This window comes from Aquirufa regiilacus, from assembly GCF_032470275.1.
Taxonomy (GTDB): Bacteria; Bacteroidota; Bacteroidia; order Cytophagales; family Spirosomataceae; genus Aquirufa; species Aquirufa regiilacus.
In genome coordinates this window covers 327,381-349,442 of the sequence record NZ_JAVNWW010000002.1, presented here as the reverse complement: position 1 = coordinate 349,442, position 22,062 = coordinate 327,381, and the positions used below count along the sequence as shown (strand labels likewise).

Annotated in this window: 22 protein-coding genes and 1 tRNA gene; 13 read left to right on the top strand and 10 right to left on the bottom strand. The window is 41.0% G+C overall.

The genetic code is table 11. From position 1 onward, the window contains the following. Window positions 1-83: 83 nt before the first annotated feature. The 3 genes from rpmG (at window position 84) to ftsY (ending at window position 1,513) form a co-directional block, all read left to right on the top strand. The gene (gene rpmG / locus PQG45_RS07510) at window positions 84-266 is read left to right on the top strand and encodes a 50S ribosomal protein L33 (protein ID WP_109325429.1); all 183 of its coding nucleotides are present in this window, start codon (window positions 84-86) and stop codon (window positions 264-266) included. 19 nt (window positions 267-285) lie between these two features. After that, on the top strand, window positions 286-438 hold the full coding sequence (locus PQG45_RS07505; RefSeq protein WP_109324168.1) for a DUF4295 domain-containing protein: 153 nt from the start codon (window positions 286-288) through the stop codon (window positions 436-438). Between the two features lie 94 nt (window positions 439-532). Beyond that, window positions 533-1,513 (top strand): signal recognition particle-docking protein FtsY, encoded by a 981-nt coding sequence (gene ftsY / locus PQG45_RS07500; protein ID WP_315575048.1) that lies wholly within the window; start codon window positions 533-535, stop codon window positions 1,511-1,513. Here the strand turns inward: ftsY and PQG45_RS07495 are convergent, their stop codons facing one another. Then, window positions 1,514-3,184: a glutamine--tRNA ligase/YqeY domain fusion protein gene (locus PQG45_RS07495; RefSeq protein ID WP_315575046.1), complete on the bottom strand. Its 1,671-nt coding sequence runs from the start codon at window positions 3,182-3,184 to the stop codon at window positions 1,514-1,516. A gap of 223 nt (window positions 3,185-3,407) precedes the next feature. On the opposite strand from PQG45_RS07495, the gene PQG45_RS07490 reads away from it, so the two are divergent. Then, entirely contained in the window at window positions 3,408-5,735 is a 2,328-nt protein-coding gene (locus PQG45_RS07490) for a T9SS type A sorting domain-containing protein (RefSeq protein ID WP_315575044.1), read from the top strand. Window positions 5,736-5,849: 114 nt separating this feature from the next. Continuing rightward, a complete protein-coding gene (locus tag PQG45_RS07485; protein ID WP_390825460.1) occupies window positions 5,850-6,818 on the top strand; it encodes a WD40/YVTN/BNR-like repeat-containing protein in 969 nt (322 codons plus the stop codon). Here the strand turns inward: PQG45_RS07485 and der are convergent. Together der and era are read right to left on the bottom strand one after the other, a co-directional pair. Further along, window positions 6,798-8,120 (bottom strand): ribosome biogenesis GTPase Der, encoded by a 1,323-nt coding sequence (gene der, locus PQG45_RS07480; RefSeq protein ID WP_315575040.1) that lies wholly within the window; start codon window positions 8,118-8,120, stop codon window positions 6,798-6,800. The genes PQG45_RS07485 and der overlap by 21 nt on opposite strands. 12 nt (window positions 8,121-8,132) lie before the next feature. Then, entirely contained in the window at window positions 8,133-9,035 is a 903-nt protein-coding gene (gene era / locus PQG45_RS07475) for a GTPase Era (protein WP_315575039.1), read from the bottom strand. Between the two features lie 97 nt (window positions 9,036-9,132). Here era and PQG45_RS07470 point away from each other — a divergent pair. Both PQG45_RS07470 and PQG45_RS07465 read left to right on the top strand, forming a co-directional pair. After that, a tRNA-Met gene (locus PQG45_RS07470) sits at window positions 9,133-9,205 on the top strand. Window positions 9,206-9,416: 211 nt separating this feature from the next. Then, window positions 9,417-9,728, top strand: a complete 312-nt coding sequence (locus tag PQG45_RS07465; protein ID WP_315575037.1) for a LytR/AlgR family response regulator transcription factor — start codon at window positions 9,417-9,419, stop codon at window positions 9,726-9,728. A 49-nt stretch (window positions 9,729-9,777) separates the two neighbouring features. Here PQG45_RS07465 and PQG45_RS07460 read toward each other — a convergent pair whose 3' ends face one another. The 6 genes from PQG45_RS07460 to atpD form a co-directional block, all read right to left on the bottom strand. Beyond that, complete coding sequence (locus PQG45_RS07460) at window positions 9,778-10,680, bottom strand: OmpA/MotB family protein (RefSeq protein ID WP_315575035.1); 903 nt, start codon at window positions 10,678-10,680, stop codon at window positions 9,778-9,780. 88 nt (window positions 10,681-10,768) lie between these two features. Next, window positions 10,769-12,559 (bottom strand): acyl-CoA dehydrogenase family protein, encoded by a 1,791-nt coding sequence (locus PQG45_RS07455; protein WP_316070593.1) that lies wholly within the window; start codon window positions 12,557-12,559, stop codon window positions 10,769-10,771. Window positions 12,560-12,561: 2 nt separating this feature from the next. After that, a complete protein-coding gene (locus PQG45_RS07450; RefSeq protein WP_315575031.1) occupies window positions 12,562-13,026 on the bottom strand; it encodes a MarR family winged helix-turn-helix transcriptional regulator in 465 nt (154 codons plus the stop codon). Between the two features lie 93 nt (window positions 13,027-13,119). Continuing rightward, window positions 13,120-13,656, bottom strand: a complete 537-nt coding sequence (locus PQG45_RS07445) for a hypothetical protein (RefSeq protein WP_315575030.1) — start codon at window positions 13,654-13,656, stop codon at window positions 13,120-13,122. Between the two features lie 4 nt (window positions 13,657-13,660). Beyond that, window positions 13,661-13,891, bottom strand: a complete 231-nt coding sequence (locus PQG45_RS07440) for a F0F1 ATP synthase subunit epsilon (RefSeq protein WP_316070592.1) — start codon at window positions 13,889-13,891, stop codon at window positions 13,661-13,663. 9 nt (window positions 13,892-13,900) lie between these two features. Beyond that, window positions 13,901-15,418, bottom strand: a complete 1,518-nt coding sequence (gene atpD, locus PQG45_RS07435) for a F0F1 ATP synthase subunit beta (RefSeq protein WP_315575026.1) — start codon at window positions 15,416-15,418, stop codon at window positions 13,901-13,903. A 177-nt stretch (window positions 15,419-15,595) separates the two neighbouring features. On the opposite strand from atpD, the gene PQG45_RS07430 reads away from it, so the two are divergent. Beyond that, the gene (locus PQG45_RS07430; RefSeq protein ID WP_316070591.1) at window positions 15,596-17,749 is read left to right on the top strand and encodes a tetratricopeptide repeat protein; all 2,154 of its coding nucleotides are present in this window, start codon (window positions 15,596-15,598) and stop codon (window positions 17,747-17,749) included. Window positions 17,750-17,855: 106 nt separating this feature from the next. Next, window positions 17,856-18,161, top strand: coding sequence for a 30S ribosomal protein S10 (gene rpsJ / locus PQG45_RS07425; protein ID WP_315575090.1), 306 nt, complete (start codon window positions 17,856-17,858; stop codon window positions 18,159-18,161). A gap of 55 nt (window positions 18,162-18,216) precedes the next feature. On the opposite strand, the gene PQG45_RS07420 is transcribed toward rpsJ, so the two are convergent. Beyond that, window positions 18,217-18,957 carry a glycosyltransferase family 2 protein gene (locus tag PQG45_RS07420; RefSeq protein WP_316070590.1) on the bottom strand — a complete coding sequence of 247 codons (741 nt, stop codon included), beginning with the start codon at window positions 18,955-18,957 and terminating at the stop codon, window positions 18,217-18,219. A gap of 154 nt (window positions 18,958-19,111) precedes the next feature. Between PQG45_RS07420 and rpmH the strand changes: the two genes are divergently transcribed. From rpmH to tsaB, 4 genes are read left to right on the top strand one after another with little or no spacing between them, the layout of a single operon-like run. Continuing rightward, window positions 19,112-19,267 (top strand): 50S ribosomal protein L34, encoded by a 156-nt coding sequence (rpmH, locus tag PQG45_RS07415; protein WP_127802947.1) that lies wholly within the window; start codon window positions 19,112-19,114, stop codon window positions 19,265-19,267. Between the two features lie 58 nt (window positions 19,268-19,325). Continuing rightward, window positions 19,326-19,721: a ribonuclease P protein component gene (locus PQG45_RS07410; RefSeq protein WP_315575020.1), complete on the top strand. Its 396-nt coding sequence runs from the start codon at window positions 19,326-19,328 to the stop codon at window positions 19,719-19,721. Continuing rightward, on the top strand, window positions 19,712-21,382 hold the full coding sequence (locus PQG45_RS07405; protein ID WP_316070589.1) for a S41 family peptidase: 1,671 nt from the start codon (window positions 19,712-19,714) through the stop codon (window positions 21,380-21,382). The genes PQG45_RS07410 and PQG45_RS07405 overlap by 10 nt, the downstream gene beginning before the upstream one ends. Continuing rightward, window positions 21,379-22,062, top strand: a complete 684-nt coding sequence (gene tsaB / locus PQG45_RS07400; RefSeq protein WP_316070588.1) for a tRNA (adenosine(37)-N6)-threonylcarbamoyltransferase complex dimerization subunit type 1 TsaB — start codon at window positions 21,379-21,381, stop codon at window positions 22,060-22,062. The genes PQG45_RS07405 and tsaB overlap by 4 nt, the downstream gene beginning before the upstream one ends.

Below are 22,062 nucleotides of genomic sequence, written 5' to 3'. Positions count from 1 at the left end.
TTGGCAAAACTATTTGGCAAAAAAAATATTTCTTATACCTTTGCATTCCGTTTCGAATCGAGGCGTAAACAGATTTTACAATTATGGCAAAGAAAGGAAATCGCATCCAAGTAATTTTGGAATGTACAGAGCACAAAGAGTCGGGTCTACCAGGGATGTCACGTTACATCACGACGAAGAACCGTAAAAACACAACTGCTCGTATTGAGTTGAAGAAATACAACCCAGTATTGAAGAAAGTTACTCTACACAAAGAAATTAAATAAGGTTTAATACCCACGAATCATGGCTAAGAAAGTAGTTGCAACACTAAAGAAAGAAGGCGGTGTAAAATACGCTAAAATCATCAAGGCGGTTAAAAACCCAACGACAGGAGCTTATACCTTCAAAGAAGAAATCATTCTTCAAGATGAGGTTAACGCTGCATTGAAAAACTAGTTTTTTCGTCGGTAATTTATCGCTAGCATATTGAAGTCCCTTTTTCGGGGACTTTTTTTTGTTTACCTTCAACTCATAAAAGACGTACAATCGAATGGGATTATTTGATTTTCTCAAGAAAAAACCAGCTCCAGAAGAGCAAGCAGACCTCGAGCAGGCCTTAGAAAAAGGCTTGGAAAAAACCAAAGATGGGTTTATTTCCAAAATGGGTCGTGCGGTTTTGGGAAAATCCAAAGTAGACGACGATGTATTAGATGAGCTTGAGGAGATCTTATTAACCTCGGACGTAGGCGTTGCTACCACGCTTAAAATCATTGAGCGAATCGAGCGCCGCGTTGAGCGCGACAAATTTGTTTCCACGGAAGAGTTAGATCAAGTATTGCGCGAAGAAGTGGCTGCATTGCTCGATGAAAATAAATCGTACGACATTGAAAATGCTTTTGCTGAGCCGAAACAAAAGCCCTATGTGATCATGGTGGTGGGAGTTAACGGAGTCGGTAAAACTACGACCATCGGAAAATTAGCGTCTCAATTTCATCAAAATGGCCTAAAGGTTGTCCTGGGCGCCGCGGACACATTCCGTGCAGCGGCGGTGGATCAATTAAAACTTTGGGGGGAGCGCGTAGGCATTCCGGTGATTGACCATGGAATGAATACGGATCCGGCTGCAGTGGCGTTTGATACGGTAAAAAAAGCGGTAGAAATGCAGGCAGATATCGTCATCATTGACACAGCAGGACGTTTACACACGAAGGTAAATTTGATGACAGAATTGTCTAAAATGAAACGTGTTGTTCAAAAATTCATTCCAGAAGCTCCGCATGAAGTATTGTTGGTATTGGATGGTTCCACTGGCCAAAATGCATTCATTCAGGCACAAGAATTTACCAAAGCGACTGAAGTAACTGCCTTGGCCATCACCAAGTTGGATGGTACCGCTAAAGGGGGTGTTGTGATTGGAATTTCGGATCAATTCAAGATTCCGGTGAAATATATTGGAGTTGGCGAAAAAGTCTCCGACTTGCAAGTTTTCAACAAAACAACCTTTGTCGATTCCCTTTTCGCCAAAAAATAATTATTTTTTTTGTTCTTTTGCCCAGGTATCCTTCAAGGTTACCGTGCGGTTAAATACGAGATGGCCTGGTTTCGAATCACGATCTAAGCAATAGTATCCTTTGCGAATAAATTGAACAGCTTCGCCGATCTTCGCTTCTGCTAAACTAGGCTCTACAAACGCATTTTCGATAATCTGTAATGATTCTGGATTAACGAATTTAACAAAATCATCGCCTAACTCCGACGCGTCTTCCACAATTAATAGTCGATCAAAAAGTCTAACTTCCGCTTGAACAGCATGTGGAATCGATACCCAATGAATTGTTCCCTTCACATGAATTCCAGAAGTGTCTTGCCCTGATTTACTTTCAGGAATATAAGAGGCATGAATTTCTTTGACAGAGCCGTCGGAATTCAATTCGAAATGATCACACGTAATAATATAAGCTCCTTTCAGACGGACCTGTAATCCTGGACCTAAACGGAAAAATTTCTTAGGAGGCTCTACCATAAAGTCCTCACGTTCAATGTATAACTCACGAGAGAAAGGCACGATTCTTTTTCCAGTTACAAGGTCTTCTGGATTATTTTCAACCAATAAATCCTCCGTTTGTCCTTCTGGATAATTCGAAATAATCAGTTTCACGGGATCCATGACAGCCATGACGCGGTCGGCAATCTTGTTCAAATCTTCACGAATACAGAATTCTAGCAAACTGATGTCAATCAAGTTGTCCCGTTTAGCAACGCCGATACGCTCACAGAAATTGCGAATGGATGCAGCAGTGTAACCTCTTCGACGAAGCGCAGAAATAGTTGGCATACGTGGATCATCCCAACCCGACACAACTTTCTCATTGACCATTTGAAGCAATTTACGCTTACTCATCACGGTATGGGAAAGATTTAAGCGCGCAAACTCATACTGATGCGAGGTAAAAATTTCCAATTTATTGATAAACCAATCATACAAAGGGCGATGCACATCAAATTCCAATGTACAGATCGAGTGCGTGATACCTTCCATCGAATCACTTTGCCCGTGAGCAAAATCATACATGGGATAGATACACCATTGATTACCTGTCCGGTGATGAGGCACATGGCGGATGCGATACATTAAAGGATCGCGCATGTGCATGTTGGGGTGCGCCATGTCAATTTTGGCGCGCAACACTTTAGCACCATCAGGAAATTCACCATTGCGCATCGCAGCAAAAAGCGCTAAATTTTCATCTACGGAACGGTCACGATATGGACTGTTTGTTCCGGGAGTCGTGGGAGTACCCTTCAGTGCGGCAATATCCTCAGCAGAGGAATCGTCCACATAGGCTAGGCCTTTTTTAATTAATGAAACGGCAAATTGATAGATTTGCTCGAAATAATTTGAGGCATAAAGTTCATTTTCCCATTCAAACCCTAACCAAGCAACATCCGACTTGATTGAATCCACGTATTCCGTTTCTTCAGTCATGGGATTTGTATCATCGAAACGCAAATTCGTTTTTCCTCCAAACTTTTGAGCTAATCCAAAATTCAAGCAAATACTTTTCGCATGACCAATGTGTAAGTAGCCATTAGGTTCAGGAGGGAACCGAGTAAAAATCCCCTGTGGATATTTGCCTGCAGCAAGGTCTGCTTGAACGATTTCTTCTAAAAAATTCAAAGATTTGGATTTGGATTCTTCCATGAACGCGATTGGTTTACTTGAATGTAAATTGTAGCGACAAAAATAAACATATTTTAGCTACGGTGTACACTAAAATACAAGATATCACGTTACTAAAAAAATGCCCAATAGCTACCAAATAATAATTTTTCTATTTAATTTAAAAAATAATTTTTAACTTGGCATTTGAAAAAGTAACCAATAGTTTTTAACCAGAACATCTACTCAATTATTCCTTATCATAATGAATAAATTATTCAAATTTTCCCTCTCGATTGCCCTGACATTTGTTAGTGTATTCGCATTTTCACAGACGACACCCCTCATTAATGGCGCCTCAAACGTCAAAATGAATGGAATCAACACTTATTCTGTTTTCTTTAAGGTTTCGGGCTGTGCCTCAGGATATGATTGGTCGGCAAGTAATGCGGCAGGTCAAACATCAGACATGGCAACAAGTTGGGATCTAAGCTATGGTTCGAGTAGCACGGACACTGTATCAACAGTAGTATTGGGCAGTGGGGATAGTAATGCCCCTTGGCAACCCGACCCTAAGAGTCAATACCAATATACCGTTCAGTGTGTTGGAGCAACTGCATCCTCTGATCCTAAGGCAACGGTTCAAATATTCATGTTACCTACAAATGTAAACGAATCGGCAAGACAAGTTACTGTGGATAGTCGCACATGTGCTTACATCGAAAACCCTACAGATGCCGTTGTACGATTGAAAGCTGAAGGTTGCTATGATGAGGTTGAATGGACTAAGCCTGGTGGAGCTACTGAAGTAGTCTGGGCTGAATTTGATGGTATTTTGACCTTAAGCGGTGACTATGCCGAAGGAACATATTTAGCTAAATGTAAATTCAATGGTCTTTATCAAGACAGCAACAATGCCGTCGTAACGGTATATCCGGAGTCTCAACTTGGAGGAGGTTTATTCATAGGTAAAGAATTTTACCCGCCAAGAAATTTAAGACTTTCTTCATCAGCTGCTTTAGGTGGTGGAGATTGGACAGAAATTTGTAATGGAACAGCTATCGATCTGAAGCCTGTTATGTCTGCTGCATATGATGGAAAGATGTCATACCAATTTTTCTATAACAACTCAGCAGTAACTGTCAACAATACAGGTGTATTGAGTGCAACAGGATCAGGAAACTATTTTGTTCGAGTTTGGTCGAAAGGTGGTCCAGGAGTATGTGGATTCTCAGATTCGAATGTCTTTAACATCAATAAAGTAGGATTAGACAAACCTGTCATTTTAGGAAACAATAAATATTGTTTAGAAGGTGTGACAACATTGAATGTTGACTCTACTAGCCTAATCAAGCAAGAAGGATACTTGATGCCTGCTAAACCGACAGTCCCAACATCATTCAAATGGTATGTGAACGGTACTGAACAGACTAGCTTAGGAAATTTATCTACAATCAAGGCAAATACAAACATTTCCGTACAAGTTTCGTATACGACTAACTACGGATGTAATTCAGCTCTTTCTGACGCTGTTGCGGTTACAAACTATGAACGTCCTGTTACTCCAAGTATCACAGCTAAAACAAAATTAGGCTGGTGTTTCGGAACTCCAATTGAAGCTGTACTAGAATCATCTGATCTTCCTGATGGAGAAACAACTAAATACGAATGGAGCAATAATGCAACAGGCAAGTCGGCGAGCATCAATAAAGATGGTAGCTATACAGTACGTCTAATTAATACAGACGGTTGTTATTCATTAGCATCAAGCCCAGTTGTCATCACAGTTTTGCCATTGCCAGCTGCACCATCAATCGCAACCGTTAATGCTGCTTCACCTTATTTCTGTGTTAAGTCAGAAACTGGTACAATCAATACAGTGAGCTTAGTAGCAACTTCAACAAACGATGTTATTTGGAGCACAAAATTTGAAGGAAAGGTATTAGCGGATGTTAAAACAAGCGGAACGTACACAGCGACTGCACGTGATATCAATGGTTGTATTTCATTGAATTCGAATATTATCAAAGTAGTAGCTCAACCTAATCCAGCGTTAGCATCTGATACGAAGATTGTTAAAGAAGGCGTTTATACATTAAAAGCAACAAACTTCCCTTCTGCTGCTTCGGTTAACGCAACAGGAGCTGGTGAGTACGTTTGGAAATTCGGCTCAGCATTATTGACTCCGAAAACATACATTTCTAAAGTTAAAACGGCAGGCGATTATACAGTTGCTCGTAAATATTTATATACAGTCGACGGCACTCCATTAACTTGTATTACTGATGCAGTTAAATACACGTACACAGTTGATCCAGATTATTCAGGTGTAGCGGTTTATCCAAACCCAATTACAGCAGCATCTAGCTCTGATTTAACAGCTAAGGTTCAAATTCAAATCTTAGAAGATTGGACTAATGGCGAAATCACACTTTATGATATGGTAGGTCGTCCAGTATACGCAGGTAAAATTGCTAACACAGACGGAACTTCAATCTTAGAAGTGAGTGGATTAGCAAATGGAATCTATATTTTACAAATCAAGGCTGATGGCGGCAAATCGTTCGTTGGCAAGGTCATTGTAAATAAATAAGAACAAACACTTTTAAATCAAGCCGATCCGAAACGATCGGCTTTTTTTATGATGAACTATTTTCGGTACATACTGTTGCTCATAAGCATTCCTTGCCTATCCCAGTGGACAAAGGTGGAAATACCAAGCACTGCGTCATTCCGGGCATTAAAATCGCGTGGGCGGCATATATGGGTCAGTGGAACTCAAGGAACAGTAGGACACTCTAAGGATGCTGGAAAAACGTGGACATTCCAACAAATTCCCCATACAGAAAAACTCGATTTCAGGGACCTTGCCATCATAAATGATAAAGAAATCATGCTGATGAGTGCAGGACTATCCGATGAAGGAAAAGCTGTCATCTTCCGAACGATGGATGCTGGGAAAAAATGGAATGAAATTTTCAAAAAAAATGAACCTGGCTATTTCTTCGATTGCCTGCATTGGGACACAGCAAACAAACGAGCATGGCTTTTATCGGACCCGATTAAACAAAGACTCACGCTTTTTTCATATAAGAAAATTAGATTTGTAGAGCTAGACGCCTCTTCCACTCCTGAATTACAAACAAATGAAGCTTTTTTCGCTGCGAGTGGGTCTAGCATGTTACAAGCAAAAGGCCAACTAATTTTTGTGGGGGGCGGTGCAGATTCGGTCAAAATTTACACTTACAACATCTCTAAAAACACTTGGAAAACGAATAATCCAGGTATTGCATCAGGCGAAGCAAAAGGCTATTTTTCAATCGGCTCGAAAAACAAAAATGAATTTTGGGCAGTTGGAGGAGATTACCGTAAGTTAAACGAGCTTTCGGTTCCAATCATTACCACAATCGATGGAGGGAAGCATTGGGAAATAATACAAGACACACCCAAATTTTACATGGAAAAAGTGATTTGGGCGAAACCCTATTGGATTATATCGGGCCCAAGCCAAAGTGCTGCGTACCATCCACAAACGAAACGATGGAGAAGTTTAGGAAACAGCACGTATCACAACATCATACAAGTAGGTGACACCATTTGGGGTATAGGAGCGAAAGGCCAATTAGGTTACATCAGCCTTTCGTCCATCACTAACCTATTTCTTTCTAAAGAATAACGAAATAGGCGTCCCTTCTAATTTGAAATTCTTACGCATTTGATTCTCCATATAACGCTCGTAACTCTCTTTAATATACTGAGGTAGATTACAGAAGAAAATGAACGTAGGATAAGGCGTAGATACCTGTGTACAGTATTTAATCTTAATGTATTTTCCTTTCCATGCAGGTGGCGGATAATTTTGGATTACCTCCAACATCACATCGTTCAACTTCGACGTAGAAATCTTTTGAGAACGATTCTCATAGACTTCAAGCATCATCTCCAAAACCTGGAAAATACGCTTTTTCTCCATCACCGAAGTAAAGATTACGGGCATATAATTCAACGGCGCCATGCGGTCTTTAATCGCTTTCTCCAACTGAATTGCAGTATTCGTATCCTTGGCAACTAAATCCCACTTATTTACCATCAATACAATCCCTTTCTTTGCCTTATCAGCCATACTCACGATATTCATATCTTGAGCCTCAAGTCCTGTTAATGGATCAATCGTAGTCGCATCAATTAGAATAATGGCAATGTCGCATTCTTCTAAGGCTTTAATAGAACGTAAAACAGAATAATATTCAATGTTATCGTCTATACGTGCCTTTCTACGGATACCAGCCGTATCGGTAATGATAAAATCCTTACCATATAACGTGTAGCGATTTTGAATGGCATCACGTGTGGTTCCCGCCATATCAGTTACGATAGAACGATCGCGGCCCAACAAAGCATTCAAAAAAGATGATTTACCTACATTCGGTCGGCCAAGGATTGCTACACGTGGTACACCTGCCTCTGGATTTTCGATTCCTTCATCTTTGAAATGGGAAATCATCACATCCAGCATATCCCCCGTACCACTACCACTTTCCGCTGCAATTGGATAGGGTTCACCTAAGCCCAATTCATAAAACTCGGCAGCAGCCATTGCTTTTTCATTGGTATCGGCTTTATTCGCCACTAGGATTACGGGCTTTTTAGAGCGGCGTAAAACATTAGCAAAGTCCTTATCTAAATCGGTTAATCCAGTCGTACAATCCACGACAAATAGTAGAACAGCCGATTCTTCAATCGCTAATTCAACTTGTTCACGAATCGCTCCTTCAAAAATATCTTCGGAACCATGTACATATCCCCCTGTATCAATAACAGAGAAGAATTTGCCGGTCCACTGACCATAACCGTAATGTCTGTCACGCGTAACGCCAGACATGTTATCCATGATGGCTTTTTTCTGTTCAATTAAACGGTTGAACAACGTTGATTTGCCCACGTTTGGGCGGCCTACAATGGCTACAATATTTGACATCTGTCCTATAAATTAATCGGGTGAATACCCGAATGATCGCAATTTATCTGCTTTTGCACGCCAATCTGGCTCTACCTTCACAAACTGCTCTAAAAAAACTTTTTTACCAAAGAAAGCTTCCAAATCGGCACGTGCCTGAATCCCTACTTTCTTTATACTCTCACCTTTATGCCCAATAATAATAGCCCGTTGAGAAACCCGTTCTACGTAAATTTCGGAGGCAATTCGCAAAATAGTGGGCTCATCTTTAAAGGATGTCACCACAACTTCACAAGAATAAGGAATCTCCTTTTTATAATTCAAAAATATCTTCTCTCGAATAATCTCTGCAGCAAAGAACCGTTCGGTTTTATCTGTTAATTCATCTTTATCGAAAAAAGGAGGATGAACAGGCAAATTCTCCACAATGTGCTTAAAGATTTGATCCAAATGCACATGCTCTTGCGCAGATATAGGCAAAATAGGCTTTCCTGGGAAAATACCTTGCCAGTATTCCATGCAGGCTTGGAGCTTCTCTTCTGTCACCAAATCAATTTTATTCAACAATACAACGATGGGTGTTGCTGTATTATCCTTCCAATTTGTTAGGAACTCCAAATCTTCGTAGGTATCAAATACGTCTGTCACATATAAAACCACATCAGCATCTTCCAATGAATTCTTAACAAAAGCCATCATGGACTTATGCAATTCATATTTTGGCATTAAAACGCCTGGTGTATCCGAATAGATGATTTGATATTCATCGCCTTGGTATTCTCCATTCAACATACCTAAAATACGATGGCGTGTTGTTTGCGCTTTTGAACTTACGATTGAAAGGCGCTCACCAACCAAAGCGTTCATCAGCGTACTCTTGCCCACATTGGGTTTGCCGATGATACTTATAAAACCTGCTTTATGCTGCTGGGCCATGTCAAATAATAAATTCCCCGAATGGGATATTGTGAATAATTTAACAAAGATACTTGTTTTTCCCGAAAAAACCCTGCATATTTGCACTCCAATATATCGCGGGGTGGAGCAGTTGGTAGCTCGTTGGGCTCATAACCCAAAGGTCGTCAGTTCGAGTCTGGCCCCCGCTACTAGAAAAAAGACAAGTCGAAAGGCTTGTCTTTTTGTTTTTATTTACAACCGCCACTTTAGCATCCAGCTACTTTCAAGCTATCTGATTTCCGAGTCATCAATTAAAGGCTAACTCGACCCCAATTAAAAAAACACGACCACTTAATAAATCTTTCTTTAGGTAGGCCAATCAATTTCATAGGTTTGTATGGAATTGATTACGAACGGCTAATGAAAACAACACTAAAACTACCTGACCTACAAACCTGTGAAATTTCAGATGTCTTATACATCGAAGGGAAAAGTAATTATAGCGTCATCTACCGAAAGTCTGCTGGACCAATTACCATGGCCAAAACGCTTAAGAAATTCGAATCCCAATTAAGACTTCACCCTTTTTTACGTATCCATAAGTCTTACTTAATCAACAAAAAACAACTCGCGCTCAACAAGCTGAGTGGGGACAATACACTTCAATTAGCTGACGGAACCGAATTACCCGTATCAAGGAGAAAACGAGAAATCGTAAAAAAGAGTTTATAAAAAAAGGGCTTCCAAATGGAAGCCCTTTTCATTATGCGTAATCAATTGATTATTTACCAGCTGGAGCAGCCAACAAATCAAAGAATTGATCCAATTTAGGTGTTACGATAATTTCCGTACGACGGTTTTGCTTACGTCCCGCACGGCTATTGTTTCCTGACTGTGGTTCAAATTCACCACGACCACCTGCAGTCATACGCTCAGGATCAACGCCAAACTTCGTTTGTAATACACGAACAACTGCTGTTGCACGCATCGCACTTAAATCCCAGTTATCCTTAAATTCTGGCGTAGAGATAGGCATGGCATCTGTGTGTCCTTCAACCAAGATATCCAAACCTTTGTGATCATTAACTACCTTAGCAACTTTAGCTAAAACAGCCTCAGCCTTCGTATTAACTCGAGCTGATCCAGAAGCAAACATCAATTTGTCTGAAATAGAGATATAAACTACCCCTTTTTTCACCTCGATAGATACATCTTCATCATTCACATCAGCCAATGAACGCTTCAAGTTCATCACTAAAGATAAATTAACTGAATCTTTCTTTTGAATAGAAGAGTTCAAATCTTTGATGTATTTCCCTTGCTCATTCAAAGCATCCAATGATTTACGGATACTTTCAGCACCTGATTTATTAATAACAGATAAGTCAGATAAACGATCCAACAAATTTGTATTCGTTTTCTTCATGTAATCCAATTGCTCTTGCAAGGACTTTAATTGGCCATTTTTAGCATCTAAATCCGCATCGCGCTTCTTAACTTCACCTTGTAAACTTGCTGTTAATGATTGACAATCAGCCAAATCAGATTTCGCACGTGCGACAGCTTGATCACTACTAGCTTGCAATTCCGTTAAACGCGATTGCAATTCTGTCATCTTTTTCTTGCTCGCACAAGAGGTAAACAAAAATGGCAATATCGCCAGTACCCAAATTAATTTTTTCATAAACGTATAATTAAAGGAATATGGTAAATAAGTATTTTAACAAAAGTAAAAATCAAAAATAGATATTTTGTCCTGAATAACGAAAAATTTAAAAAATATACCCATTTTTTGTAATAGCGGCTTGCGCAATTTGACGCCTTGCGTCAATTAAATTCTTCGCATCTATTTTTGTGAATCGCTTTAAGCCCAACAATAAGACATTTAATTCATCTCCTTTTGCAAAGCCCATAATAACTTCTTTACCTGAATTTGCAATTTTATCCATCGCTTCATGCAAGTATACGAGGGCGCATTCCCGCGCAATATGATGCTTTTCCTCCCCGTCTCTCAACATCAACTTGTCCACACGCACCAAGGCTGATTCTGCAACATATACTTCAATCATCATATCAGAAATCCCCATGAGAATTTCTTGTTGGTGCTCAATCTCTGTCGTAAACTTCTGAATCGCAGCACCCGCCGTCATTAAGATAGCCTTCTTCGCATTGGCAATTACTTTGTATTCTTTGCCAAAAAAGCCATCTGGCACATCCGTTGAGAAATCTGGTACACCCAATATTTCCTTCCCAACTGCCATAGCCGCGGGCATTAGTTCAATTTCACCCTTCATGGCACGTTTTAAAACGGTACCTATAGCCAATAAACGATTAATTTCGTTGGTCCCTTCAAAAATTCGATTAATCCGAGAATCCCGATACGACCGATCCATCGGTGCCTCCGCAGAGAATCCCATCCCGCCATAAATTTGAACTCCTTCATCAGCGACATAATCCAATACCTCAGAACCATGCACTTTTAAAATGGCGCACTCAATTGCAAATTGCTCAACACCCTTCAACTTAGATTCTGCATCTGCCATTCCTGATGCCTTCAAACTAGCAATTGATTCATCAATGTTTTGACCAGCCCGATAACATGCAGACTCAGACGCAAAAGTCCGAACAACCATGTTAGCAAGTTTCGCTTGTATCGCTCCAAATTCATGAATAGACTTCCCAAACTGCTTTCGCTCATTCGAATAATTTGTCGCTAAATTAATAATCCCTTTCGCTCCTCCGATCACCGCAGCGGCTAATTTTATCCGACCGATATTCAAAATATTAACCGCAATCTTAAATCCCCCTTCACGTTTAAACAATAGGTTCTCGATAGGCACCTCACAATCTGTAAAGAAAATTTGCCGAGTAGAACTCCCTTTAATGCCCATCTTATGCTCCTCTTCGTTCATGCTTATCCCAGCAAAGGACTTTTCCACGAGAAAGGCAGTCAGGTTTTTATCGTCGTCAATTTTGGCAAATACAATAAACAAATCCGCGAAGCCTCCATTCGTAATCCACATCTTCTGCCCGTTCAACACATAATGTGTCCCCGCTGCGTTCAATTTTGCTTTCGTTTTAGCCGCATTTGCATCCGAACCTGAATCAGGCTCCGTTAAACAGTAGGCAGCTTTCCACTTGCCGGATGCAAGTTTTGGCAAGTAGGCCTTCTTTTGCTCCTCTGTGCCATAGTAGACGATAGGTAACGTTCCGATACCTGTATGGGCCGATAAAGCTACCGCAAAAGAGTGACCTCCTCCACATGCCTCCGCAACCAACATCGATGTGTTAAAATCCATCCCAAAGCCACCAAATTCCTCAGGAACAGAAGTCCCTAATAATCCTAATTCCCCAGCTTTGTCCATCAAACCCACCATCACGGAAGCGTCCTTGGCAAAGTCAATCTCATCTAAGATGGGATGCACTTCTGTACGAATGAAATCCAAGCAAGTCTGGCTAATCATCCGTTGCTCTTCTGTAAAATCCTCTGGAATAAAAATTTCCGATGGCGATAAGGCACGATTTAAAAACTCTCCACCTTTAAATGCATTTGAACTACTCATGGCTATTGCTTTAATTTGTTTGAAACTGATTCAAATATGGTATCAGACTCTTCGTCTAAAATTTTATTAATCGACCCGATAACCTCGAAAAAATCGGCTAACTTTTCCTCACCTATTCGCTGATAAATCAAATCATTAAATACCAAAACCCCTTGCTTCGCCTGATCACGCTTCTGCTTACCCAGGTCCGTTAAAAAAATCTTTACGACCCGTTTATCCGCATAATTAGCTTCACGACGAATCCACTTCTTATCTTCAAGGGTTTTTAACATGCGTGTTAAACTTCGAGATTCTAGTCCCAAGGCAGGAGCAATTTTGGTAGCCGAAGTCCCTTCCTTATCAATGTGTAACAACACATAGCCAATGGCCATTGTCATATCAAATTGCGCGGAATAGGTATTGTACATGCGACTAATCGCATACCAACTAGATTTAATCTGGAAGTCAACGGTTTTTTCTGCTTTCATAGGGCTTAAGGTATGCAGGCATACCTTCGTAAATTTGAAACAAAAAAAAATAGGATGCAAGCATCCTATTTTCAATTTTCTATAAAAGTCTGATTATTTGATTCGATTCCCTCGCATCCGCTTGCTGCTTACTTTCAAGCCTGAGAATGACGACTTCATAATCAATAAACGTACTTTCTTTTTGTTGTAGAGCAAATATTTATTGCCATCATACATCAAACGAGAGAAAGTTGGACTTCCTGATTCGTCAACAAGCTGATAATAGTATTCGCCACGCTCACCCAAAACAGGGGCAAAGTGCAAACTTTTTTCTTCGCCTGCGCCTGCTTCAAAGGAAATCAACAGCTGATCTTTGGTCTCTTTCACCAAAACACCCGGTGTCTCTTGTTCCAAACTAACACGGTTAATAGACTTGCCATTAACAATGGTAATTTTACCCGATTTGACATTCGCATCAGACGCATTCAATTCTCTTTCTAAAAACAACGCATTGTCATTGTAAAACTGAATCTTATCCAAGGGCAATTGATTTTCTTTGATTAATGTCATCAACGAACCTGTCAATTGCGTCTTTTCTGAGCATGAGCTCAATAAAATAACGCTTAGCAATAATAAAACGAGCTTTTTCATAGAATTAGTTGACGCCTTCAGCAAGAATTAACACTTTATTGTTTAACACTTCAACGACTCCTCCTTCAATTTGAAAGACCTCGTTGTCGGCAGATAATGTTCCTTTTTCCAAAGTACTTACCAAGGCCGCGTGATCATTCAAAATCTGAAAAGAACCATCCACGCCAGGTAAAGTCACCACAGAGGCCTCTCCAGAGAAAACTTTACGATCGGGTGTAATAATTTCTACAAACATATGTTTTTCTTATTTAGCAGCTTCTGCTAGTAATTTCTCTCCTTTAACTACTGCATCTTCGATGGTTCCAACTAAGTTGAAAGCCGCCTCAGGCAAGTGGTCATATCCACCATCAATGATTGCATTGAATCCTTTGATTGTGTCGTTGATATCTACTAGAACGCCTTTCAAGCCTGTAAATTGTTCAGCCACAAAGAATGGTTGAGATAAGAAACGTTGAACACGACGTGCGCGTGATACAACCAATTTATCTTCTTCTGATAATTCATCCAAACCTAAGATCGCGATGATATCTTGTAATTCTTTGTAACGTTGTAAAATCTCCTTCACACGTTGCGCTGTATCGTAGTGAGAATCACCTAATACTTCAGCAGATAGAATACGAGATGATGAATCCAATGGATCCACCGCTGGATAGATACCTAACTCAGCAATTTTACGAGACAATACCGTTGTTGCATCTAAGTGAGCAAACGTTGTTGCCGGTGCTGGATCCGTTAAGTCATCGGCAGGTACGTAAACCGCTTGTACCGAAGTAATCGAACCACGCTTGGTCGAAGTGATACGCTCTTGCATCGCTCCCATCTCAGTCGCCAATGTTGGTTGGTAACCTACCGCTGATGGCATACGACCTAAAAGGGCAGATACCTCAGAACCCGCTTGTGTAAAACGGAAGATGTTATCGATAAAGAAAAGGATATCACGTCCTTGACCTTCGCCATCACCATCACGGAAGTGCTCCGCAACTGTCAAACCTGACAAAGCTACACGAGCACGTGCTCCAGGAGGCTCATTCATTTGACCGAACACCAAAGTAGCTTGAGACTTCGCTAATTCCGTTTGATCTACTTTCGAAAGATCCCACTCACCAGCTTCCATCGAATGCTTAAATTCTTCACCATATTTAATTACGCCAGACTCAATCATCTCACGCAACAAGTCATTTCCTTCACGCGTACGCTCACCTACACCTGCAAAAACAGATAAACCTTCGTAAGCTTTTGCGATATTGTTAATCAACTCCATGATCAATACGGTTTTACCTACACCGGCACCACCGAACAAACCAATTTTACCCCCTTTTACGTAAGGAGCTAATAAGTCAATTACTTTAATTCCTGTAAATAATACTTCTGTTGTCGTTGCCAACTCATCAAACTTCGGTGCTGCACGGTGAATCGGCATTCCCTTATCTGATTTTGGTTGTGAAATACCATCAATAGCATCCCCAACTACGTTAAACAAACGTCCTTTGATACCTTCACCTGTTGGCATGGTCATCGGAGTTCCTTTGTCAATTACCTCTTGACCTCTTTGAAGACCTTCTGTTCCCTCCATCGCAATCGTTCTTACACGATCCTCTCCTAAATGTTGTTGAACTTCTAAAACAAGTTCCTGACCATTTGATTTGGTAACAGAAAGAGCGTTTAAAATCGCTGGTAAATGTGATCCTTCTCCTTCGAAGCTCACATCGACTACGGGCCCAATTACTTGAGCAACTCTCCCTTTATTAACTGCGTTTGCCATTTGAAAATTAAATTTATAAAAATGAGATATCCATTCGGACTGCAAAATTAGTTCGGAATTTCCAATAAACAAAAATGAAGATTGTATTTTTCTCCTTTTTTTTAACAAAATCGGCCCGATTCTTTGAATGAATTAAAGTTTATGCAGAAATTGGCTTTCGAAAAAAACAAAGACTTAATGCCCAAAACCCCTTTTGCCTTTTCTGCTTTCGTTGGCACTCTTTGCCTGATATGCACAGCATTGTGGTTATTTTTCCCATATTCACCCATCAGCCTACATGCCATCAGTGAAATCATACCCGATCGGGCGGTGATCGACGATAATGGCAGCACAAAATTAGAAGGTGTCATTTATTTCGTCCGACAATCCTACATGACGGCCGCCGCAGAACAACGCATTTGGCCTATTTACCTTTATATAGGCTCATCGTTCATCGCCCTAACACTTTGTCTAATCGGACTCAAAAAATGGGCTCAAATCCCAAGAAATTACTTTTTCGGCGGTTTTATCGTGTGGGCGGGCCTCATCTTTTGGACGAACACACACCGTTCCATAGCAGAAATCCGTTGGGTTTTCATCGATCAACTTAACAGCCTTGGCATCATAAGCCTAATCACAATCGGCGTATTGCTATCCGCAGCCATTCCTCGATTGCTTTTTCAAGTTGGCGACAGCAGTGAATTCAAACAAAGTAGCCGAAATTGGATCATCTTCTTTGGCTTTTCATTTGTAAATCTCCTGCTTACTTACGGCAAGGAATTCTTGAGCTGGGATATCAAATATGCCATTCCCGGATTCCTTTTTGGTCAAATTGCTTGGTTAGCCTATTCATTCCAAGCGGGTCAATTGAATGCTTTACTCCGCTGGGGAATCAACCTATTTGGCCTAAGTACAATCTTGTATTTTTTTATCAGCGGAAATGATCCTGGAATTAGTGCCTTTGTACATTGGACGCTTATTTGCCAAAGCGTCATGCTTCTGCTATTTCCATTATTCATCATTAGCAATTTCAGAACGCCAATCAAACAAAACCTTCCCGTTTACAAAATCGTCCACAAAGCTCCTCACCTAGATTTGCGCTTACTCTATGTAGGTGTATTTATTATGGGTTCCGCATGGGTTTACGCAAAAAATGCTAGCGTCGTCCATCAATTTCAAGCAGCTTTCTACAATGAGCGTGGGGACATATCCATGCATGCCGAAAATCGAAAGTCGGCCGAATTTGCCTACCAACAGGCCATGCTGCATAGTAAGTTGAATGCGAAAAGCAATTTGAGTCTAGCTGCCATCGCCTTACAAGCGAATGACAATGAATCCGCAGCCTACTATTTAGCAACGAGTTTACAAAAACATGCCAGCGAGCGAGCCTACCTGGCTCTGGCTACTATTTACCATACCAATGACCATGCTTTTGAGGCATTATTTTTGCTTCAAAAAGCACAAGCACAATTTCCATCTTCGGTGGAAATTACAACAGCTTTAGCGAAACAATTTGAAACCCTAAAAAGCTTGGATTCGGCGACGTACTACTACGAAAAGGCCTTTGAGCTTGACCCCAACAGCCCTATTAGCACAGGAAACCTTCTTTACAGCCAAAAAACACCCGTTGCTAACAGCGTAGAATCCGACCCGGCTGTTGCTGCAAACAGCCTAGCCATTGCACTAAAAACAGGCAAATCCACGCCAATCGCAGCCCCCGCTATCGCGCAAAGTCCCGGAATTGACTTACGCCAATGGGCCTATGTATACAATTACCAGATGTATGCTAAAAACCAAGCGCCTGAACATCCGCTAAGCCAATGGGCTAAAAATCCTTTGACAGAAGCAGCCTTCCCCGAGCAAAGCTTGTTGCATGCTTGGCAAGATTATCACCATGGAAAACCCTTACAGGCATTACAAAAAATCGACCTGCTGATCAAAAAAGACACGGCTACGCAAGCCACAGGACTTCAAAACATGTTGAGCTTTTGGAAAACAAGTTTATTGAAACCCCAATCTATTCAACCAATACAGACACTTCAAGAGGCTAAAAAAGCTATCGAGCAACATCCTTTCCAGGTGGATGTGCTCCAACAAGCCTTCCCGATTTTGAATCAATACAAGCAAGAAAAAATGGCCTATGACGCCGCTTTGGCTGCACTCCAATGGAATGAGGGCATACCCGTTTATTACTTGATTTTTGCGATGCAGGCGTACCAAATAGGGGAAATCACGTATGGTAACGAAGCTGCCCAACAATTAAATATACGAAACCCAAGCATCTACTTAGCTAACCAAGCGACGTTGAATAAGGCAAAGGCAGAAGCTATTCGCCGACAAAATTTCGATTGAGCACTTGTGTATCAGATAATTATCGCGTAGTTTTGCAGACCAAAAATACATACATGGCGGAGTCAATGGTTCTTTCGACATGTATTCACCTAATGAACCAAACAAGATGAATCAAAAAATTCGCATCAAGTTGAAGTCGTTTGACCATACATTGGTTGACAAATCAGCTGAAAAAATCGTTAAAGCGGTTAAAGCTACAGGAGCAGTTGTATCTGGTCCAATTCCATTACCAACTAAAGTTGAGAAATTCACAGTTTTACGTTCACCACACGTGAACAAGAAAGCACGTGAGCAATTCCAATTATGTACGTACAAGCGTCTAATTGACATTTTCTCTTCTTCTGCAAAAACTGTAGATGCTTTGATGAAATTAGAATTACCATCAGGTGTTGATGTTGAAATCAAAGTTTAACTTTCGGTTTCAAACACAAAAGAAAAACCTCTCCGAGCAATCGAAGAGGTTTTTTTTATGATAACAACTGAATAATCTTCCGCAGAGGCTTCAGCGAAACCGTAATTAAATAAGGCTTTAGGCCATTCTCACGCCACGCCTTTCGATCTTCTAAGTTGGCTCGCCACCGATGCTTCCATGAAGCAGTACTCGTCCCCCCCGTGCGCATCGTCATTAATAACTTAGGTAGATAAGCGACTGAAATTGAATGTTTATATAAGACACGAAGCATAAATTCATAATCCCCCGCACAAGTATAGTGCGTCTTGAAATGACCAAACTCCTCGTAAACCTTGCGCTTCACATAAAAAGTAGGATGCGGTGGCATCCATCCCAACAACCAACTTGAGCGCTTATAGTTCCCTGCTTTCCATTTACGAACGACCTTTAAACTTACAGGATCGATAAACTGAAGATCCCCATAAATAGAATCAACATCCTGACGCTCAAATGCCTCAACCACTGAATGAATAACATCCGTGGAGGGATAAAAATCATCCGCACCAATCACTCCCACAATATCCCCGGTAACCCGAGCTAAGCCCTTATTAAATGCATCGTAAATCCCTTTGTCAGGCTCAGAAATGTAATGTATGCGAGATCCATAGGAAGCGAGCAGTTCCTGCGTACCGTCCGAGGACCCTCCGTCAATCACCCAGTATTCGATATCAGCATAATCTTGCGCAAGCACACTCTCGATGGTCTGCTTGAGCGTAGCGGCAGCATTGAAACATACAGTAATGATGGATACTTTCACTTGTTGGGATTAAAAACCAAAGATATAAAATTCCCTTCCATTGCATATTTCGAACATTATAATATTTTTTTCTTCGAAGACTTGACAAAAATATATTTTTCCGTACCTTTGCAAACCCAATTCGATTCTAAATCGGATTTTAATTAATAAAGCAATGAAAAGAACATTCCAACCCTCAGTACGTAAAAGAAAGAACAAGCACGGATTCCGTGAGCGTATGTCTACTGCAAACGGTCGTCGTGTGTTAACAGCACGTCGAGCGAAAGGTCGCCATAAGTTGTCTGTTTCTGACGAGAAAAGAGGTAAATAAGCCATAATTTAGTTCAAGCTGATTTAGGCCGTTTACTTATCCTATAAGTAATTATGCCATGAATTTCAGTTTCCCTAAATCCGAACGATTAACTCAAATTAAGGTAATCGATTCGTTATTCCAAAAGGATAGCACAAGCGTTTCTCAACGTTTTGTCTATCCTTTTCGAGTTTTGTATAAGACCAATTCGGCCACAAATCTCCCCGCACCACAAATAATCATCTCGGTTCCCAAGCGTAAATTCAAGAAAGCGGTTGATCGCAATCTCTTGAAGCGACGTATTCGTGAGGCCTACAGGTTAAACAAGCCACATTTCGTCGGACCTGAATTTCAAAAATTGCCAGATTACCTAGGTTTTGTTTATATTGGTTCTGTGATTGAACCTTACGCTAAAATCGAAAAAAGGGTCATCGGAATTTTAAAAGAACTTAGTTTGCCAGCATCATGCGAATAAAACTCAATCCGACCAAGAAGTATCTACTCGGCATTTTGCTCGTTGGCGGCTCACTCCTCTCATTCACAAAACCTGGCGATCGATTTTTCGAAATTGCTAAAAACCTCGATATCTATGCGACGGTATTCAAGGAATTAAGTACCTATTATGTCGATGAAGTTGACCCAAAAAAATCAATCGAAACATCCATTGAGGCACTTCTAAAGAGCTTTGACCCCTACACCGTGTATTACCCAGAGAATGAAATCGATGAATTTCTCCAAATGACCACGGGTAAATATCAGGGCATTGGCATCATTTTATCCGAAATCAATCAAAGTCAACGCATCAGTTTTATTGAGGAAAATAGTCCAGCGCATCTGGCAGGGCTTGGAATTGGCGATCAAATTGTCCGAATCAATGGAACCCTATTGAGTGACAGCCCAGAGACCGATCCCGCGATTCTGATGAAAGGAAGTGCCGGTTCCACCGTACAACTCGAAGTATTGCAGGTAGGGCAAAGTATCCCAAAACCTTTCGCCATTAAACGCGAAACGGTACAAATCAAAAATGTAGTAAATGCTGCGATCGTTCGTCCGGGTATCGGTTACATTTTATTGGAAGACTTCAATGCATCCGCAACTAAAGAGGTGAAAACAGCCTTGATTGAGTTGAAAAAACAAGGCATGCAAAAATTGATTTTGGATCTGCGTAACAATCCTGGTGGGTTATTAACCCAAGCGATTGACATCTGCAATTTATTCATTCCTAAGGGAGCAAAAATTGTTGAAACACGCGGGAAAGTTGAAGAGTGGAACAAAAGCTACCAAGCACTCAATCAAGCAATAGACACCGAAACGCCCATGGTTGTGCTCATCAACAACCGGACCGCCTCCGCCGCAGAAATTGTAGCGGGTGTTCTACAAGATTATGACCGAGCTGTCATTATGGGTCAAAAGAGTTTCGGCAAGGGCCTAGTCCAGGTTACCCGTGACTTGCCCTATCGAACTAAAATGAAAATTACCACAGCAAAATATTACATCCCAAGTGGACGTTGTATTCAAGCCTTGGATTATAAAAACAAAAATGCGGATGGCACAGCGAAGGCATTCCAGGATTCTGCTGCCAAAGTTTTTTACACGCAAAATGGACGAAAAGTTGTTGACGGCGGCGGTATATTGCCAGACCAACTCATTCAAAAAAAGCCACTATCTGCATTTGCGCAAGCCCTGCTAGCGAAGGATATGCTCTTTCTATTTGCAAGTGAATTTCATGGCGCTCACAGTAACATTGCCCGCGCTGAAAGCTTCGCAGTTGACGCAGATATCTTAGAACAATTTAATGCCTGGTTGGCGAAATCCCATTTTAGCTACGAAGCCCCGGTGGAAAACCAGGTCAAGAAATTATTGGAGCAAACGCGTGACCAAGCAGAATATGCCGAATTCCAGCAGCTATTACACAGCCAAACGACCCACTGGAAAACGAATCTTACAAGGGAGCTAAAGCTTCACGCGATGGAAATCACACCCTTGTTGGAACAAGAAATGATTATGCATTACTATTGGCAAAAGGGTTTAAATACCTGGTCGACTCGAAAAGATCCCAGCATATTATCTGCCATCGATTTATTAGGCAAACCAACTAAATTTGCAACTCTTTTAAGCCGTCAAGAGAAACCATGAGTTTGATTTTAAGCATTGAAACTTCCACACCATTGTGTTCGGTTGCCCTACACCGTTCTGGCGAATTATTGGACTCTCGAGAAACCCAGGAAGAAGGAGGACACGGGAGAAAACTAACACGTTTAATTGAATCCGTTTGTGCAGATGCGGGGGTTTCTTTGCAACAAATCGATGCCATTGCCGTTTCAAATGGCCCTGGTTCCTATACGGGTTTGCGTATTGGCTTAGCCACAGCCAAAGGATTGTGCTTTGGATTAGATATCCCCCTCATTACCCTCAATACACTAAAAGTGATGGCGAATGCTTGGGAAAATTTACCGGCAAACACCTTGTTATTACCGATGTTGGACGCAAGGCGCATGGAAGTTTATGCGGCAGTTTTTGATGGACAAAGTAAAAAAGCAATTTCAGATACGAGTCCAGTCATCTTGGAATCAAACTCATTTGAAACGCTAAAACAGCCGACAATTGCTTTTGGTAACGGAGCATTAAAGTGGCAAGCAGCATGTGAGAATCGACAGATCACTTTTTCTGCGGAACACCCCTTCCCGCACGCCCAGTTTATGGGAAAAGACGCGGCAGAGCAGTTTGCCAACCAAGCATTTGCATCTCTTGTGCTTGCTGAGCCCGCGTATTTGAAAGAATTCATGGGAACAAAACCCAAAATTAAATCCTTGTAA

What these genes read in the sequence shown, in the direction of transcription:
- rpmG (WP_109325429.1), top strand. Translation starts at nt 84, where the DNA reads ATGGCAAAGAAAGGAAATCGCATCCAAGTAATTTTGGAATGTACAGAG.
- PQG45_RS07505 (WP_109324168.1), top strand. Translation starts at nt 286, where the DNA reads ATGGCTAAGAAAGTAGTTGCAACACTAAAGAAAGAAGGCGGTGTAAAA.
- ftsY (WP_315575048.1), top strand. Translation starts at nt 533, where the DNA reads ATGGGATTATTTGATTTTCTCAAGAAAAAACCAGCTCCAGAAGAGCAA.
- PQG45_RS07495 (WP_315575046.1), bottom strand. Translation starts at nt 3,184, where the DNA reads ATGGAAGAATCCAAATCCAAATCTTTGAATTTTTTAGAAGAAATCGTT.
- PQG45_RS07490 (WP_315575044.1), top strand. Translation starts at nt 3,408, where the DNA reads ATGAATAAATTATTCAAATTTTCCCTCTCGATTGCCCTGACATTTGTT.
- der (WP_315575040.1), bottom strand. Translation starts at nt 8,120, where the DNA reads ATGTCAAATATTGTAGCCATTGTAGGCCGCCCAAACGTGGGCAAATCA.
- era (WP_315575039.1), bottom strand. Translation starts at nt 9,035, where the DNA reads ATGGCCCAGCAGCATAAAGCAGGTTTTATAAGTATCATCGGCAAACCC.
- PQG45_RS07465 (WP_315575037.1), top strand. Translation starts at nt 9,417, where the DNA reads ATGAAAACAACACTAAAACTACCTGACCTACAAACCTGTGAAATTTCA.
- PQG45_RS07460 (WP_315575035.1), bottom strand. Translation starts at nt 10,680, where the DNA reads ATGAAAAAATTAATTTGGGTACTGGCGATATTGCCATTTTTGTTTACC.
- PQG45_RS07455 (WP_316070593.1), bottom strand. Translation starts at nt 12,559, where the DNA reads ATGAGTAGTTCAAATGCATTTAAAGGTGGAGAGTTTTTAAATCGTGCC.
- PQG45_RS07450 (WP_315575031.1), bottom strand. Translation starts at nt 13,026, where the DNA reads ATGAAAGCAGAAAAAACCGTTGACTTCCAGATTAAATCTAGTTGGTAT.
- PQG45_RS07445 (WP_315575030.1), bottom strand. Translation starts at nt 13,656, where the DNA reads ATGAAAAAGCTCGTTTTATTATTGCTAAGCGTTATTTTATTGAGCTCA.
- PQG45_RS07440 (WP_316070592.1), bottom strand. Translation starts at nt 13,891, where the DNA reads ATGTTTGTAGAAATTATTACACCCGATCGTAAAGTTTTCTCTGGAGAG.
- atpD (WP_315575026.1), bottom strand. Translation starts at nt 15,418, where the DNA reads ATGGCAAACGCAGTTAATAAAGGGAGAGTTGCTCAAGTAATTGGGCCC.
- PQG45_RS07430 (WP_316070591.1), top strand. Translation starts at nt 15,596, where the DNA reads ATGCCCAAAACCCCTTTTGCCTTTTCTGCTTTCGTTGGCACTCTTTGC.
- rpsJ (WP_315575090.1), top strand. Translation starts at nt 17,856, where the DNA reads ATGAATCAAAAAATTCGCATCAAGTTGAAGTCGTTTGACCATACATTG.
- rpmH (WP_127802947.1), top strand. Translation starts at nt 19,112, where the DNA reads ATGAAAAGAACATTCCAACCCTCAGTACGTAAAAGAAAGAACAAGCAC.
- PQG45_RS07410 (WP_315575020.1), top strand. Translation starts at nt 19,326, where the DNA reads ATGAATTTCAGTTTCCCTAAATCCGAACGATTAACTCAAATTAAGGTA.
- PQG45_RS07405 (WP_316070589.1), top strand. Translation starts at nt 19,712, where the DNA reads ATGCGAATAAAACTCAATCCGACCAAGAAGTATCTACTCGGCATTTTG.
- tsaB (WP_316070588.1), top strand. Translation starts at nt 21,379, where the DNA reads ATGAGTTTGATTTTAAGCATTGAAACTTCCACACCATTGTGTTCGGTT.